This is a genomic window from Plebeiibacterium sediminum (genome assembly GCF_026013605.1).
Lineage (GTDB): Bacteria > Bacteroidota > Bacteroidia > Bacteroidales > Marinilabiliaceae > Saccharicrinis > Saccharicrinis sediminus.
Window position 1 is genome coordinate 47,426 of sequence record NZ_JAPDPJ010000034.1, and the last position, 18,490, is coordinate 65,915.

At 32.0% G+C, this 18,490-nt stretch carries 12 protein-coding genes; 10 read left to right on the forward strand and 2 right to left on the reverse strand.

The window, feature by feature from the left end; genetic code table 11:
• Positions 1–39: 39 nt before the first annotated feature.
• From OM075_RS14480 to OM075_RS14525, 10 genes are all read left to right on the forward strand, one after another.
• Positions 40–3,075, forward strand: a complete 3,036-nt coding sequence (locus OM075_RS14480) for a SusC/RagA family TonB-linked outer membrane protein (protein WP_301191245.1) — start codon at positions 40–42, stop codon at positions 3,073–3,075.
• Between the two features lie 11 nt (positions 3,076–3,086).
• Positions 3,087–4,742 (forward strand): RagB/SusD family nutrient uptake outer membrane protein, encoded by a 1,656-nt coding sequence (locus OM075_RS14485; protein ID WP_301191246.1) that lies wholly within the window; start codon positions 3,087–3,089, stop codon positions 4,740–4,742.
• 21 nt (positions 4,743–4,763) lie between these two features.
• The gene (locus tag OM075_RS14490; RefSeq protein WP_301191247.1) at positions 4,764–6,224 is read left to right on the forward strand and encodes a DUF4960 domain-containing protein; all 1,461 of its coding nucleotides are present in this window, start codon (positions 4,764–4,766) and stop codon (positions 6,222–6,224) included.
• A 109-nt stretch (positions 6,225–6,333) separates the two neighbouring features.
• Positions 6,334–7,518, forward strand: coding sequence for a glycosyl hydrolase family 28-related protein (locus OM075_RS14495; protein ID WP_301191248.1), 1,185 nt, complete (start codon positions 6,334–6,336; stop codon positions 7,516–7,518).
• A gap of 11 nt (positions 7,519–7,529) precedes the next feature.
• The gene (locus tag OM075_RS14500) at positions 7,530–9,104 is read left to right on the forward strand and encodes a glycoside hydrolase family 32 protein (protein WP_301191249.1); all 1,575 of its coding nucleotides are present in this window, start codon (positions 7,530–7,532) and stop codon (positions 9,102–9,104) included.
• 68 nt (positions 9,105–9,172) lie between these two features.
• On the forward strand, positions 9,173–10,519 hold the full coding sequence (locus tag OM075_RS14505) for a sugar porter family MFS transporter (protein WP_301191250.1): 1,347 nt from the start codon (positions 9,173–9,175) through the stop codon (positions 10,517–10,519).
• A 161-nt stretch (positions 10,520–10,680) separates the two neighbouring features.
• Complete coding sequence (locus OM075_RS14510; RefSeq protein ID WP_301191251.1) at positions 10,681–11,547, forward strand: carbohydrate kinase family protein; 867 nt, start codon at positions 10,681–10,683, stop codon at positions 11,545–11,547.
• Between the two features lie 27 nt (positions 11,548–11,574).
• On the forward strand, positions 11,575–11,787 hold the full coding sequence (locus tag OM075_RS14515; RefSeq protein WP_301191252.1) for a hypothetical protein: 213 nt from the start codon (positions 11,575–11,577) through the stop codon (positions 11,785–11,787).
• A gap of 202 nt (positions 11,788–11,989) precedes the next feature.
• Complete coding sequence (locus tag OM075_RS14520) at positions 11,990–12,988, forward strand: sugar ABC transporter substrate-binding protein (protein ID WP_301191253.1); 999 nt, start codon at positions 11,990–11,992, stop codon at positions 12,986–12,988.
• A 140-nt stretch (positions 12,989–13,128) separates the two neighbouring features.
• The gene (locus OM075_RS14525; protein ID WP_301191254.1) at positions 13,129–14,703 is read left to right on the forward strand and encodes a glycoside hydrolase family 32 protein; all 1,575 of its coding nucleotides are present in this window, start codon (positions 13,129–13,131) and stop codon (positions 14,701–14,703) included.
• Between the two features lie 3 nt (positions 14,704–14,706).
• On the opposite strand, the gene OM075_RS14530 is transcribed toward OM075_RS14525, so the two are convergent.
• Together OM075_RS14530 and OM075_RS14535 are read right to left on the reverse strand one after the other, a co-directional pair.
• Positions 14,707–17,472: a hybrid sensor histidine kinase/response regulator transcription factor gene (locus OM075_RS14530; RefSeq protein WP_301191255.1), complete on the reverse strand. Its 2,766-nt coding sequence runs from the start codon at positions 17,470–17,472 to the stop codon at positions 14,707–14,709.
• A 710-nt stretch (positions 17,473–18,182) separates the two neighbouring features.
• The coding region (locus OM075_RS14535) for a HipA domain-containing protein (protein WP_494515757.1) at positions 18,183–18,490 on the reverse strand (308 nt) is incomplete at its 5' end.

Genomic DNA, 18,490 nt, shown 5'->3' on the forward strand with positions numbered 1-18,490 from the left:
AATGATGAATCTAATTTAAGTATTCTAAATCGAAGTGTTATGAAGAAAAACAGTTTAAAAAGCAGAATTCTCAGGAATATAATTCTGTCTTTGTTTATGCTTTTTTTTATTCCAATAACTGCACAAGTTAAGGAAGATGTAAGCATATCAGGTACAATATTGGATCAAACGGGAAATCCTCTCCCAGGAGTTTCAGTAGTTATTGAAGGAACAAATTCAGGAACTATTAGTGATGTCAATGGTCTTTTTAGTATAAAAGCTCCTACTGGGACAACATTAACTCTTTCTTTTATTGGAATGGAATCTGTTACCTATAGAGTAACATCTCCTGTTAACGACCTTTCTATTACTATGGTTGATCAACTGACAAGTTTGGATGTTATTGTAGTAACAGGTTATTCGAGTGAAAAGAAAAAGGATTTAACTGGAGCTGTTTCTGTTGTAGATGTTGATATGATTCAAAAAGCAGGTACACCTAATGTTCTTCAGTCATTACAAGGAACAACACCTGGAGTTAATATTATTACAGATGGTGCACCAGGTGGAGGTAATACTCAAATACGAATTAGAGGAATGAGTACTGTAAATAGTAATCAACCCTTATATGTTATTGATGGAGTACCAACTACGGAAAATATGTCTTCAATTAATCCAAATGATATTGAGTCATTGCAGGTATTGAAAGATGCATCTTCGGCATCTATTTATGGAGCCAGGGCCGCAAATGGAGTGATTGTAATAACCACAAAAAAAGGAAAACAAGGTAAATTAAATATTGAGTTTGTTGCTTCATCAAGCTTACAAACAATTGCTAAAACATTTGATGTTCTTAGTGCAGATCAATGGGGGCAAGCATATTTTGCAGCACAAAAAAATGATGGAACAACAGTTGGACATCCATTTTATGGATATGAATCAGAATCTAATCCTGTTCAATTTCTAGATGCAGATAATTTGGTTCCTTACTCAAATACCGATTGGCAGAATGAAATTTATTCATCTTCCTGGAATCAAAAGTATGCCTTAACAATTTCTAATGGAACAGAGAAAGGGTCGATGTTATTTTCTACTAGTTATGTGAATCAAGATGGATTAATTGATCAATCTTTTTACAAAAGATTTTCTGCTCGCTTAAACTCGACATTTAATATTTTTGACAAAGTCACAATTGGTGAAAACCTTATGTTGGCGCAATGGACTGATAGAGGTGTAACTACTCAAGACGATAGAGGTGTAACATATAATGCAATGCGTCAACATCCAGCAATCCCGGTAAAAGATTTGAATGGTGATTATACCAATCCACTAACAATAGCAAGTTCTGATATAGCTAATCCTGTGCATGAGTTATATAATAATCGAGACGATAAAAATCAAAGTTGGAGAATATTTGGAAATGCATTTATTGAAATTAAGCCAATTAAAGATTTGAGTATTAAATCTAATATTGGTATTGAGCATGTTCAATTTTTCACAAATGATTTCACTCGTAAATTACAGACATCTGATATTAATAGCGTATATAGAGGGTATGGCCAAGGTGATACATGGACATGGACTAATACTGCCATGTATGGTAAACAATTAAATGATCATAATTTTAATATTTTATTAGGAACAGAAGCTATAGCCTACAAATATGAGGGCTTATCAGGTAGTGGGCAAGGCTATTCTTTTGATGATGAAAACTTTATGGTGCTTGATGCAGCCTCTGGAGTAAGAAGTAGCGGAGGTGGTATTACGGAGTGGGGATTATATTCTTTATTTGGTAAAGCAAATTATAATTTTAAAGATAAGTATTTAGTTTCAGCTACACTTCGACGTGATGCAACATCCCGTTTATCTTCAGATAATAATTCAGGTGTATTTCCTGCTTTCACAGGTGCATGGAGAATTACAGAAGAAGATTTCTTCCCTCAAACCAATTGGTTATCCTATTTGAAATTAAGAGCTGGTTGGGGTGTTAATGGTAATACTGATATTGATAATTATGTGATATATAGTACTTATGTGAATGATGCTGCCAGTGGAATCAGTATAAATACAACTGGGAGTCCTGATTTAAAATGGGAGACAACAACTCAAACTAATTTAGGATTAGATATGGGGTTATTTAATAATAGTTTGAATATCACCTTCGATTACTATACAAAGAATACTGAAGATATGTTAACTATTCCCCCTGTATTGGCAAGTGCGGGTCAAAATGCTGCACGTTGGACTAATACTGGAAATATGGAGAATAAAGGTTTTGAATTGAATATAGGTTATAATTCAAAAATGTATGGTGATTTTTCATGGGCAGCCAATGTTAACGTCAGTAAATACAAAAACAAATTAGTTAAACTGAACAATCTTGTAAATTATACAGGAGGTGATATTAGAAATATGGAAGGTCAGCCTATTGGTGTTTTTTATGGATACGTTACTGATGGTATTTTTCAAAATGAGGAAGAGGTAAGGAATCATGCTGATCAGCAAGGAAAAGGAATTGGTCGTATCAAATATATGGATCTGGATAATAATGGTTTTATAAATGATGATGACAGAACTGTAATTGGTGACCCAAATCCAGATTTAACATGTGGTTTAAACCTGGATTTAAATTATAAGAAATTTACTTTGTCAGCCTTTTTCTCCAGTGAACTTGGTTTTGATATTTTTAATACAACTAAAAGGCAATTGGATTTTATGACTTATGGACCTGTTGCAACAAATAGAGGAATCTCTGTTCTGGATGCATGGAGCCCTACTAATACAGGAGCAACGGTACCTGCTCTTACATTATTAAATACAAATAATGAAACAAGAGCATCAACCTATTTTATTGAAGATGGTTCATATGTAAAATTAAAGTTTCTTCGATTGAATTATAAGTTCGATTCATCAATTCTTGAAAAATTAAATCTGGGTGCATTGTCACTATATGTACAAGCAGAGAACTTATTTACAATTACAGATTATTCAGGTTTAGATCCTGAAATAGCTCCATTTGGTGGATCTTTAAGAGGTGTTGATAATGCACCATATCCGATTAGTCGAAATTTCATTATGGGAGTAAATATTAAATTTTAAGTGGAAAAATCATGAAAGTAATATATAGTAAAACATTAGTTAAGTTGTTGTTTGTTGCTTCAATGGCAATGACAACAGCATGTTCGGATGAATTTCTTGAAAAAAAGCCCTATGGTCAATTCACAGAAGATCAGTTAACTGTTGATAATGTTGAGGATGCAATGAAAGCGACATATTCGGCATTAAGAGAACATTTTTTTGGAAATAATGAGTCCTTTTCAGCTCCTGTTACAAATTGGATTTTTGATGTGAGATCAGATGATGCTTATAAAGGAGGTGATGGATTAGGTACAGAAGCTTATATCCTTCAGTTAGAATTGTCAAATATAACTAGTGATAATGCATCAGGATTGAACAAATGGCGGAATAAATATTATGCTATAAATAAGGTGCACCAAGCTATGAATATTGTTACCTCAATTGCTCCTGATGATATGAATGTAAGATTAGGAGAGTTGCGATTAATGCGTGGACATTTTTATTTTGATTTAATCCGGATTTTTGAGCGGATTCCTTATATCGATGAAGCAAGTATTCCTTCCGAAACTGGAGCCTTTGAATTAACACGAGAAGAAATATTTAAAAAGATAGAGGCTGATTTTAAGTTTGCTTGGGAAAATCTTCCGGAATCGAATACAGGAGAACGTTTTAACAAATATGCAGCAGCAGCTTATCTATGTAAATTGCACATGGAGCTAAAAAACTATTCAGATGTTGTAGTCTGGGCAGATCATGTGATGGAAGGCCAATATTATTTGTATGATAACTTTTTGGATATGTCAAAGATGGATTATGACCAAGAAGCCGAAGCTGTTTTTAGTATTCCTTTCTCTGGAGAAGCAGTGTCAGGGGAATATCCTAATATCAATTGGGGTAATCTATTAAATATGACATGGAGTGAAGGTAATTTATATGGAAATGGAGATGATTTTTTTATTGCTTCTCAAAATTTAGCAAATGCTTTTCGCACTGATTCAAAAGGTTTACCGTTGTTTGATACTTATAATAATGAAAATGTAGGAGGTTCAGATTATAAAGGAAATGTAGATCCGCGCTTAGATTTTACTATGGGGCGTATTGGTATACCATACAGAGGATATACCTATAACGAGAAATGGATTAGAGATGCAACATTTGGTGGTTTTTCAGGAAAGAAATTTGCCATTGATCCAGATGATCCTAATATGGTTCAGGGTTTTCCATGGGGAGGATCAGGATTAGATTATAAGTTAATTAGATATTCCGAAGTGCTTCTTTGGAAAGCTGAGGCATTAATAGAGGGCGCGGATAAAAATTTAGATGAAGCACGAAGATTAATTAATGAAGTTCGTGCAAAAGCGAAAAGAAGTATCGATGAGAGTTATTCGCCTATAGACATTGATGTCACTACTACCAATTACAAAATAGAAGAATATCCATCTACAGGATGGACCGAGTCATATGCGCGTCAAGCTTTACGAATGGAACGACGTTTAGAGTTAGCAATGGAAGGACATCGTTGGTTTGATTTAGTTAGATGGGGAGTGACCGAGAATGTGTTAAATACATACTTTAGTCAAGAAGATGAACGTGATTATTTATCTGGAGCAAGTTTCTCTGCAGATGAAACCTATTTACCAATTCCATTAGAGGAAGTTGATAAAGCTGGTGATTTATACAAACAATAATCAAATTGAAAAAACAGAAATATGAAGAATCTAATATATATATTTTCCATCATCATTACATTGAACTTAGTTTCATGTGAAGACGTCGACCCTGTAATTACAGGTAGTCAAAAAGAAACAATTAATGATTTAACAATTGGTGAACAAGGTGAAAATTTATTGATAACATGGGAACTTCCTCAATCAAGTGAAGAATTATCTGTTAAAATTTATGTCGATGATAATGACCCAATTACAGTAAGTGGTAATCCAACTACATATGTTTTAAGTAATGTGATACCCAACGTGGAAATGGCGATTACTGTAAAAGTATTATATCTGGACGGCTCAATTTCACAAGGTATTACCCAGTTTTTTACTAAAGAAGGTACAAATGCAATTGAAAATTTTGAAGGAGTATGGAATCAAAAGGATTTGGAAATTAATTTATCGTGGGAGCTTCCCGAAAATAACGCAGGTAACGAAATTCTTATAAAGTGGACATACAGTGATGGCAAAAATGGAGAAAGATCAGTGTACAGTAGTGAAACCAGTTATACTATTGAAAATGTTGAAATGAACACAATTTATTCTATTTCGGCTCAGACTACTAATGGAGAATTGCTTTCCAATATTATATCCATTAACGTACCAACACCTAAGGAATGGATTGGAACTAAGATTGGATTTGTAATTGTGGAAGCTGATATTGATGAGCTTACTGATGATGACGAAATTGCTGCAGCATATTGGTTCGTTAATAAATATCCCGAAGGAAATGTTATCAGTGTGGCTGATATCGCTACAGGCGCAGTAAATCTGGAAGATTATAAAGTATTATGGCTACATAGAGATAGATTATATGAAAATGCTCAAGTTCCTGCAGAATTGTTATCCAGCGATGTTCTTGATTTAATGACTAATTATTTGAAAGATGGAGGTAACTTATTGTTATCTATCCATGCAACGAGATATTTGCCACACTTGGGTAGGATTTCAATGGATCGTATGCCTGGTATTTTAGGTGCAGGAGAGGGGGGATCTGGAGATGACGTATGGTTAGTTAATGCACATATTGGATATGCATTTTCTGGAAGTGATTATAATAGAGCAGATCATCCTATTTATAATAATGTTGTAGTTGATGATACTTATTATTCTGACCACTCGGCAATTCCTTTCATAGGACCAGGACAAAGAGAGGATCATAACTCAATGTGGGATTTAAACTCTTTTGGTTATAGTATTCCTGGGGATGGTGCAAATGTTGTAAAAGCTTTTGAAGCAGAAAATGATGCAACGGTACTCGGAACATGGGGACAGGTTTCTGATTATTGCTGTGCCGGGATTGTTGATTTTGCTCCTTCAAAAGATTATTTTGGAAGGTGTGTAGCGGTAGGATTAGCAGCTTATGAATGGAATCAAAATTCAGGCGTCAACATTTATCAGGAGAATATAGAAAATTTCACAGAAAGTTGTATTACCTATTTGCAAAACAATTAATAATTGAAATATCGGGTGAGATTAATTTCTCATCCGATTATGATTTGTATCCTCAAAAAATATGCAACTACTTTTATTTGTTTTAATGTAATTATAAAAAAAATCACCAATGAAATCTTTTATGAATCTTTTATTGATTAGTGTTTTTATTGCCGGCATATCTTCTTGTGGTGATGAAATAACAGAAGTTACAGAGGAAATAACCAATGAAATAAATACAGCAGACTATTTGTTAACTGATTTCGGAGCAATAGGTGATGGGCAAACAGATTGCTCAGTAGCTTTTGCTGCAGCAATTCAGGCTTTACCTGATTATGGGGGTGTAATAGTAGTACCTGAAGGTAATTTTTTATTAGATAATCCTGTTGTAATTAATAGAAACTTTGTTACAATACGTGGAGTAAATGAGGGTCTAAGAAGTAATATAGAATATGAAAACGTCACAAATCCAGGAGGAGGCAGTAAACTTACTTTAGGTAATTCAAATATTGGTATCAAAATTATAAAAGGTGATATTGGGCGTATTTCTGGGATTAAAATAAGTAATGTATTAATTTCAGGAGGGACTCCTAGTCAAACGAAGGGAACAGGTATTTCTATAATAAATGATAATGATGGAATAAGAATAGAAAACGTTGTTTGTATCAATTTGAATATAGGTATCTCTGCAAACGCTGCAGATGCAATGATTATAGATAAATGTTGGATTTCTGAATGTAAAAATAGTATTTACATGAATAATGGAATTCAAAATATAATATCAAATTGTCAATTAGGGGCGCAACCTGGAGGAATAACTGTAAATCTTACTAATCAGGAAAATTTAGTTTTTGAAGGGAATCATGTGTATCCTGATGGCGATATTAATTTACAATTAAAAGGCTGCACAAAAAATAATATTTCGTCAAATAATTTTCAAAGTTATTATGTTGGGATGCTTGAAATTCAGGGTGATAATAATTTAATCAGTAATAATATTTTTTGGTTACGCAATGCTGCTAGTGAATCAACTCAGCTTAGAAATCAAACATCAGATTATGGAGTAATACGTGTTAAAGGAAATAAAAATTTATTTTCTAGTTCATCTTTTACTTGCGATTGGGTTACAACTAATAATCCAGTAACAATAAGATGTATTGAAGGTATTGGGAATCGTTTTAGTAATCTATTATTTTCTGATGAAACAAGTAATCGAGTTTTCTATGTAAATGAAACTACAGAAATATTCAATTGTGTATCAGCTGAAAATGTTGTTGTTGATGGCGATGATGGTAATGTTTATATTAATTATTAAAAATTATAATAATGAACCTAAGACATATGATTACATTGTTTGTAACAATTTTATTAGTTACAGCTTGTTTTCAAAAAATAGATAATAAAAAGTTAGAGGGAAATTGTATTTGTAAAGAAAACTATAGACCTAAATATCATTTCACTCCAGATTCTATGTGGATGAACGATCCCAATGGGATGGTTTATTATGAGGGTGAATATCATCTGTTTTATCAATATTATCCCGACTCTACTGTATGGGGGCCTATGCATTGGGGGCATGCCGTCAGTACGGATCTGATGCATTGGGAACATCTCCCAATTGGGCTTTATCCAGATTCATTAGGATGGATTTTTTCAGGAAGTGCAGTTATTGACTGGAAAAACACTTCAGGATTTGGATCAAAAGAAAATCCCCCTATGATCGCTATTTATACCTATCATTCTCAATCAATAGAAAAAGAAGGGAGAAATGACTTTCAGTATCAAGGCTTAGCTTATAGTTTGGATAAAGGGCGAAACTGGACTAAGTATAAAGGTAATCCCGTTCTTCCGAATCCTGGAATTAGGGACTTTAGGGATCCAAAAGTAATGTGGTATGAAGAGAGACAAAAATGGATCATGTCTTTAGCCGTTAAAGATCATGTTTCTTTTTACTCTTCCCCAGATTTGAAATCATGGAAACATGAGTCTGATTTTGGACTTAATACAGGAGGACATGGAGGAGTTTGGGAATGTCCAGATTTATTTAAGCTTAAAGCTGAAAATGGAACTGAAAAATGGGTGTTGCTGGTAAGTGTTAATCCAGGAGGACCTAATGGTGGTTCAGCTACGCAATATTTTATTGGTGAATTTGATGGTCATGAGTTTAGAAATGAAAATTCTACTATGGATCCTATTTGGTTAGACTATGGTAAAGATAATTATGCAGGAGTTACATGGAGTGATGTCCCTCAAAAAGATGGACGAAGATTGTTTATTGGATGGATGAGTAATTGGCAATATGCCACTGTTGTTCCTACTAAAAAATGGAGAAGTGCAACTACTTTACCAAGAGAACTTAGTCTTGTTGAAAAGGGTGGGCATTATGAAATGTTTGGAAAACCAGTGAAAGAATTCGATTCAATTTTAGTTGATAAACCTACTGAAAAAATTGAAAATCTAGAGTTGAATGATAATGTTGAGGAAGTTTTTAAAGGGGCTGTCAAAGGAACGGTTTGGTACGCCTCATATATGGTCGATATCACAGAAACTAAAACCTTTAGCATACAACTTAATAATTCCCTTAATGAAAATGTTGGAATAAAGCTGGATATTGAAGCAAATAGGATTGAATTTGATAGGAATAATGCAGGAAAGATTGATTTTAGTCCTGAATTTGCAGTGCCTATTTCTGGAAGATATTCCTTCAAGCAAAAAAATATTAAAGTTGAACTCTTTTGGGATGCATCTAGTCTTGAACTTTTTATTAATGAGGGTCAATTTCAAATGACGAATCTGGTTTTTCCAAAAGATAACTGGAACTCAATGAAGCTAAATTCAGTTGGTAAAGCCAAAGTTATCGAAGCTTCTTATGTGTCTGTTAATCAGGTTGTAAATAAGTAATTTAAAATCTAATAACAAAGAGTCTCAAAATTAATCTTTTGAGACTCTTTGTTAGTAATTCAATAAGCATGAAAACAAAGAAGGGTTTATATTGGGCAATATTTATAGCAGCTTTAGGAAGTGTGTTATTTGGAGTCAACATGGCAGCTATATCTGGTGCTGTATCATTTATTAAAGAGGTATTTGTATTAAACGATACAGAATTAGGATTAGTAGTAAGTTCTATGATTGCAGGTTGTTTAATTGGTGCTTTTACAATAGGTACAATTAGTGATAAAATAGGAAGAAGAAAAGCACTGATTATTGCTGCTGTTCTTTTTACCATCTCAGCGTTAGGTAGTGGTGCAGCTCAAAGTAGTATTCATTTAATGATCGCTCGCTTAATTGGGGGTATTGCAGTGGGGGCAGTATCTGTTGTTGTTCCTACTTATATTAGCGAGTTAACTCCTCCTGTTATTCGAGGAACAATGGGAACTATGAACCAATTAGGAATTGTGGTTGGGATTTTGATAGCCTATGTAATTGATTTTTGCGTTGTGGAAATGCATGATGGATGGCGTTATATGTTGTATAGCCCAATTATTTTTGCAATTCCTTTTTTATTACTGACAATTTTTAGTTTTCCGGAATCACCTCGTTGGTCAGTAATGAAAGGAGATTTAATTTCTGCTAGAAAAGTTTTAAATAGAATTGTTGATATTACAGAAGCCGAAAGTGAATTGAAAGAAATACAAAATAGTTTAAAAGTGTCAACTACTAATACAACACGAGTTACTTTAAGTGATCTGTTTAAGGGAAATATGGGAAAAGTATTAGTTATTGGTATTCTTTTAGCAGCATTTCAGCAAATTACGGGTATTAATGCAATTATTGCCTATGCGCCAACGATTTTTGAAAAAACTGGAGTTGGTGGAGATACAGCTTTATTGCAATCCATACTGGTTGGTATTATTAATTTTATTTTTACGCTTGTTGCAGTTTGGTTAATTGATAAAGTAGGAAGAAAGCAACTTTTATTATGGGGAGCTGCAGGCATGATATTGTTCTTATCTTATATAACATTTTCATTTTATATAGGTGACGTTAATGGCTTAGGTGTATTTATCTCTATCCTTGGTTTTATAGCTTTCTTTGCAGCTTCATTTGCTCCTGTTATGTGGGTTGTAACATCTGAAATATATCCAAACAAAATACGTGGTCTTGCTATGTCTGTATCAACTGCAATTAGTTGGGTATGTACTTTATTAGTAGTTCAGTTCTTTCCTTTTATGCTTGGAGGAATGGGGGGAGGCTTTACTTTTGGATTCTTCCTTGTATTTAGTGTCCTTGCATTTTTATTCACATTGATTCGAATCCCGGAAACAAAAGGTAAATCGTTAGAACAAATTCAGGAGGAACTTGGACTAGTAGATTAGTTTGTTATTTTAGTCAAAAATGCGGGGGTATTTTGACAATGAAGAGAGGCATATTTATTTTGTCTCTCTTCATTAAAATGAAAATTATTATTATAAGATATTGGAGGTGTAAATGGGAGCTCTTAACTCTTTACCTTCAGTTCAATACAAAATAAAAAGTCATGTATACAGTTATAGGAATAGGTGAAATACTTTGGGATTTATTACCAGGAGGTAAAGTATTAGGTGGTGCTCCTGCCAACTTTGCATATCATGCCATGCAATTAGGCGCAGAAGGTGTTGTTATTAGTGCTATTGGAAATGATGATCTTGGTAATGAGATTGCTAAAATTATTAATCAAGAAAATGTTGTGAATGGTCTTTATGTATCTACAAAAACTACTGGTACTGTTGGCGTTGAGTTAAATAATGGGATCCCTAATTATACAATTTATGAAGATGTTGCTTGGGATAATATTGAATTAACTGAAGTTGCAAAAGAAAAGCTTGCTATTGCTGATGCTATTTGTTATGGTTCTTTGGCACAACGTAATGAAGTTTCACGTAAAACTATCTGGAAAGCATTGGAAATGGTTCCTGAAACATGTTTAAAGGTTTTCGATATTAACTTGCGACAGAATTTTTATTCAAAAGAAATTATTGATAAATCATTACAATTTGCCAATGTGTTTAAAATTAATGAAGAGGAGATAGTCATTTTTAAAGATATGTTCGAAATGGAAGGAACAGAAGAGGAAATATGTCAACAAATAGTAAATAAATATGATTTGACGCTATTAACTTTAACTAAAGGTTCAGAAGGAAGTTTCTTGATAACAAACAATGAAAAATCATTTGTATCAACACCTAAAGTTGAAGTTGCTGATACTATTGGAGCTGGCGATTCATTTACTGCAACCATGGTAATGGGGATTTTAAATAAGCAACCGTTAAACATATTGCATCAGAAAGCAGTAGAAGTATCTGCTTTTGTTTGTACAAATCACGGAGCAACACCAATATTACCGGATGATTTAAAATATCAGTAGGGTTATAATTTTAATATGTCAACATAGATGAATAATAAAACTAGAAATGCAGGAGAAAGAAAAGTGTCTGATCTACATGATATGTTTTTATTATGGGTCAGCGTGTTTTTTATCAATAACGGGAATGTTATTTGGAGCGGTTCTTTTTTAGATAAAGAAATGAGTAATGTTATGATTACAAATGGAAGTTTGGTTATTAAGAATTATCATGGAGGTTATTACTCAATTGAAAATATGTAGCTTCTTTTTGAAGTATGTCTATATTTCATTGTATGCTAATAGTGTAGAAGTAGAGAGTGTTTTGAATAAGGTTGGGCAAGGGTCATTTTATTGTGACCCTTGTTTTTTATGTAAAGTTCTATAGTTTGCCTATAATAAGGATTAGTACTGTAGAAAGTATCTTTATTGAAAAAATAAAAAGTAAGATAAAAAATCAAGAGCCATGAAAATATTAGGGACATTATTTTTGACAATGATATTAATTCTGCAAGGATGTACATCTGATAATAAAGTTAAAATAGGTTTTTTATATTCTACTGATGCAGTAGAACGTTTTGTTCGAGAAGCGGAGTATTTTAAAGAACGAGTGCAACAAGCAGGAGTGGATGTTGTTATTCGTCAGGCTGAAAATGATGAAAATCTGCAAAGAGAGCGGTTTCATGAGATGGTTAAAGAGGGTATTGATTTGTTGGTTTTAATAGCTGTTAATGAAAATACTGCATCTGCGATTGTAAGAGATGCTCATGAAAAAGATATACCAGTTGTTGGTTATGTCAGGTTAATTCGTAATTGCGAACTCGATTATTTTGTAGGTGGAAATAGTAAAAGTGTAGGTAGTCAGATTATAAATATGGCGTTGTCTCAAAAGCCTAAAGGTAATTACATTATTTTAGGAGGAGATATGAATGATCAGAATGCTCCTGTAATGATGGAATCTATAGAAAATGCAATTGCTTCAAACGTAAATTCAGGTGATATAAAAGTATTGTACAAAACATATATTGAGAAATGGAGTGAAGAAATCGCCATTTTTGAATTAAAAAAAGTGCTTTCATTGTCAGGAGAAAAACCTGATGCCATTATTAGTTGTTATGATGGATTTTCAGAAGGTGCAATATCTCTACTTGAAAAATATAAGTATGAAGATGTATTTGTATCAGGACAGGATGCTGAGTTAAGAGCAATAAAAAACATAATAAAGGGAAAACAGAACATGACGGTGTTACATCCATTAAAAAAACTAGCTTATCAAGTAGCAGACATAGCCTTAGGTATCCTGAACAAAAAACAGCTCCCTGATATAAATGTTAAATCTGTTTATAATGGGGCTTTTTATGTACCTGCAGTTTATATTGAACCAATTGTAATTACAGCAGAGAATATTCGATCTGAAATAATAGATAAAGGAGTTTATTCAGAAACACAAGTGTATGAAAAATAAAGAAAACCCTTGTGTCAATAGTTTATATTCAAATTGCATTATCTAAATGTTACAAAAGTAATAGAAATAGAAACCTGTTTGATAGAAAGTCAGGGCGATAATTTTTATCTTGCATTTATTAAATATATATTGAATAGATGATGCAAAAAATAATAATTTATATTTCCTTTTTGTTGATCTTGTTTTCATTAGGATGTAATACAAACGATAGTTATAAAGAAGCATATCGTGCACAATATCATTTTTCTCCAATGAAAAATTGGATGCATGTACCAAGTGGTTTATTTTACTATGACGGAGAGTATCATATGTATTATCAATATAATCCTCATGGTATAGAATGGGGGCATATGAGTTGGGGGCATGCAATAAGTCCGGATTTAATACATTGGGAAGAACAACCTGTTGCCATATCAGAGACTGATGGAGAAATGGTTTTTTGCGGAAGTATTGTGGTTGATAAAGATAATACTAGTGGATTAGGAGGTGGTTTTCATCCACCGGTAGTTGCAATCTATACAGGATCCAGAATAGATAATAATAGGCAATATCAGTGTTTAGCCTATAGTAATGATAGGGCAAAGACATGGCATAAATATGAGTTTAATCCTGTTTTGGATATTGGTTCAGAGCATTTTAGAGATCCAAAAGTCTTTTGGTATAATCCTGATGAAAAATGGGTTATGGTATTAACAAATGCAGATCAACAGAAACTTTCATTTTACTCTTCTAAAGATTTAATACACTGGACGTTTATGAGCGAATTTGTTGGAGAAAAGCAAAAAGGTAGATTATGGGATAATCCAGACTTTTTTGCGATACCTGTTAACAGAGACTCAACACTTAAAAAGTGGATATTAAAGGTTGATATTGGTGATCAGTCCATTAAACAAGGCATGGGAGGTCTTTGTATTATTGGCGATTTTGATGGAGAGGAGTTTGTTCCGGAACAAATTAAATATAAAGAAAAAGAGACAGTGTGGGGAATTGATTTGGCTTTAAGAGAGAAATACATTAATGTCTGTTGGAATGATTATGGCAAAGATTTTAGGGGCGCATATAGTTGGTCTGATATTCCTGACAAAGATGGAAGAAGAATTTGGATTGGTTGGATGAATAATTGGAACTATGTAAATCAGATCCCGAACCAAAAATGGAAAGGAGTGATGTCTCTTCCTCGTGAAGTATATCTTGAAAAAAGCACTAATGGTTATGAAATTATCCAAAATCCAGTTAGGGAGACTAGTAAATTAAGAAAAGGTATAGTTAAAATCAAATTCAGCACTTTAGATGAGTTAAATAACTCTTTAACAAGGGAAATGGAAAACTGTCATTCATTAGAGATTCATGTAGTATTTGATCTTACAAAAGAAGATCGAATGTCTCTTGTTTTGTTTGAAAGTGTTGATCAACAATTGAATCTTGATTATAGTAAAGATAAAGGATATATCGAAATTCTTCGTAAAGTAAGTGACCCAAATGTATTAGGAGATCAATTTACTTCTATATCAGATGTTCCGATTGGTAGCCAATCACAATTAAAATTGGATATGTTTATTGACAGAACATCTGTAGAATTATTTATTAATGATGGGAAATATGTTGCTACAACTCGCTTTTTTCCTAAAGACTACAATATTAAGATAGAAAATTTAAAATCCTGTACTTCCATAAAAGATATAGAAGTTTATAAAATGAAAAGTATCTGGAAGTAAAGACTATTGGCTTGATTTATTTCTTTTTTCGTATTCAGAAGGAGAAAAGCCATATTCTTCTTTAAATTTTTTACTAAAATATGCATGAGAATTAAATCCTGTTAAAAAAGAAATATTGTTAATTGAATCAGAATGTTGTTTTATTAGTGTAGCAGCTTTCCTTAGTCTGTATTTATTTAAGTAATCACTTGGTGACAGACCTGCAATATTCTTCATTTTTCTGTATAGATGAATTCTTGATAATCCAATTTCTTCGCCTAATTGTTCTACTCCAAATCCTGAGTCATTATAATTCTTATCAACAACAGCAATTATTTTTTGAAGGAATTTTTCTTCCAATGAAGTATTTTCATTTTCATTAAACGTAGGTAATGATAGATTTTTTTGAAAGTACTTTTTTAAGATCTGTCTTGATTCAAGAATTTTTTGAATTTTAATAATTAGATAATCTGGATTGAAGGGTTTTTCAATATAGGCATCCGCTCCCACTGAAACACCTTCTATTTTTTGTTCAATTTGAGTTTTTGCTGTTAACATTATTATTGGTAAATGGTTAGTGTTTTCATTATTTTTTATTTGCTTAGTTAATTGTAAACCATCCATTACAGGCATCATCACGTCTGTTAAAATTATATCAGGTTGATTATCCTCAATAATCTCAAGAGCCTCCTGACCGTTGGAAGCAAGTTGTGTTTGAAATTTTGAGCTTAATAAATGTACTAAAAACTCTTGCAGACCTTCATCATCTTCAACTATTAAGATATTAATATTTTTTTGTTTTGTAATATCTTCATCTGAGTGATCTATAGGTAAATATGAGGGTGGTGTATTGACTGTATTAATTATATCATTAGTAACTATTATGTTTTTTTCTTCAAAATGATCTCTTCCCTTATATAGTTCAATACAGAATGTGTTACCTGTTTCTTTACTACTGGTTAATGTTAATTTGCCTTTATGCATTTCAATAAATTCTTTAGAAAGGCTTAAACCAATACCTGTACCCATGTGGGAATGATGACTTTGTTGATAAAAACGAGTGAATATATTTTTTTGTTCTTCTTCAGGTATTGGTTCTCCTGAATTTGTAATACAAATTTCAACTTTTGAAATATGAGATGAGGTAACTCTAATTTTTATTGATCCATTTTTATTCGTGAATTTAAATGCATTTGATAAAATATTGAAAATTACTTTGTCAAAAAGATTGGTATCAAAATATAGTTTGATATCATTTTGGTCGGTTAATAACGTAAAGTTTATTTCTTTTTGTCGGCTTAATGGCAAAAAAACGTTATAGATTGATTTTAAAAAAGGCATCAATTCATTTTCTGAAACAGCCAATTGTAATTTGCCGGTTTCCGTTTTTCTAAAGTCGAGAAGTTGATTTATTAATCTTAATAACCTATCAGTATTGTTATTAATTAATTCCAGATCCCATTTAAATGATTCATATTCTTTAGGGATTTTTTGCATAAGTGTGGTTAATGGCGCTTTAATTAATGTAAGCGGAGTTCTAATTTCATGCGAAATATTAGTGAAAAAAGTTAATTTGGCTTGAGTTGCATCTTCAATCTGTTTATGCATTTTTTTAATCTGTACATTTTGTGCTTCAATGGCATCTTTTTGTTTCTGAATAGCTACACTTTTCTCTGCGAGTTCAAGATTTTTTTTATTTTTTAATAGGTAAGAAATAAATAATGCAACAATAGATATAACAAGTAGAATTAAACTGATTACAGTTGTATTAAGTAATGTTTTTTGATTATTGTATTTTAATTCTTGATCCTTAATGTTTTGTATTTGTTTTTCAATCTGATTTTGAAATATGGTCAATTGTGCGGCCTGAAGATTTAATACCTTAGCATTACTGTTATCTACAATTGCACTTGATAAAAGATTTAATTTATAATGAGGCTGTTTATTTAATATTTTTAATGCCAGATTAATAGCTTCATTTCCTCCGGTTGGATATAAAAAAGAGGCATTGATAATTCCCTTGTCTACCATATCTAATCCTAGAGTGGGAAGGGCATCAATACCTATGATAAATGTGTTTTTATTGGAGTTTTGTTTAATGATTTTACTTGCTCCAAGTGCCATAATATCATTATGGGCAAATACTACGTCAAAATCAATTGAATCAATAAGATTTTTTGTAATTTCTTCTGCATTTAATTGGTCCCATTTCCCATCTTCACTATATACTAATTTAAGTTGTGAATAGGATTTTAGACCCTCGATAAAGCCACTATGACGTTCTTGGGCAGGAGATGAGCCTTCCAGTCCTGTTATTTCAATAATTTTTTTTGGTGACTTAAATAGTGTGCCAATATATTGAGCTACATTTTTTCCAATTTCATAATTGTCTGCTCCTATATAGGCGGAATATTTATAAGAATTTATTTTTCTGTCAATAATGATTGTTTGAATCCCTTTTTCAAATGCAGAGACTGCTATATCGGTGATTGGATCAGACTGGTTGGGTGAGATGATTAACAAATCAACTTTCTGTTCAATAAAGTTTTCGATTTGTTTTATTTGTCTCCAGTTTTCCCCCTCAGCATCTTTAATAATAAGTTCTAACTCTGGATGAAAAGAAGCTGTTCTGTACATCTCACTATTCATTGATTGTCTCCATTGATCATTACTTGTACATTGACTAAATCCAATAATGATTTTATTAGATTTTTCTTCAATACAGCCATTTAATTGAAAAGCTAATATGAGGATAATAATATAAATTGTATGAAACTTAAAATTGTGCATTAGATCTTTCTTTTCGTCATTGAAGATACGAAATTTAGAAGTTTGAAATAATGAATAATACTAATTTAGATATTCAAAAATACATAAATTTGGTATATACAATTTTCAATTGAACATTATGAATAAACAGATGTCAATTATGTTACATTAAGGTAACATAAGTTATAAATATTCATAATGTAATTTTTTGTAGTAGTGCTATTGTAATAACTTTTTTTGTACTAATATATACTAATTTACTAGCAGGAAATAGTTAACAGTAGTATCAAGAAATGGAGATAATTTGTGTATTGAGTATTTTTTTATAATTGTCTTATAGATATGATTACGTTAAATAGAATTGATTTGAATTATAACTATTTCCCTTTTGGATTGGAGTATTGTAATTTCATTTTCAATACCCTTTCGGGTATAATATAAGACTATATTGGTCTACTTATACCCGTTATGGTATAATTTATTCATTTCAAATACACAATATTTATTGAAAACAGTTATTATTTATTGCATCAAACCAATTCTGTATTATTTTTAGTATTTACCTATGTGTCAAATTAAGTCTATAGCCATATGTAGTTATATTTCAAATCAATACAACACAACTTCCTTTAAAGTTATTTCAACGATTTTGTAATCACTTTTCATAAAAACCTCGTATTAATAATATTTTTTCATAGAAAGTAACTGTTTTTCATCGTCTAGAAATAAAACTAAGTAAAAAGCCTGCTAGCTCTCTCTTGAATTAATTCTTTATATTCTGATTTCTTATCTTCAGGCAAGAAGGAATTATTTATAAAATCCAGAACCGTTGGCATCACTTTCTGAAATCGCTTAAATATATTATCAACCTGTTTTTGTTTTAACTTTAGACTCTTTGCTAATTGTTGGAAATCACCAATTCTAAACTTTCGTTTTCTACCATTCATAGTTAGGGCTAACTCCTCTGGATCGTCTTTTTCTGGAATGACTAACCTTGTTGATAATAGATCGTAAGCTGGAGCTAGTTGTGTTAATCCGT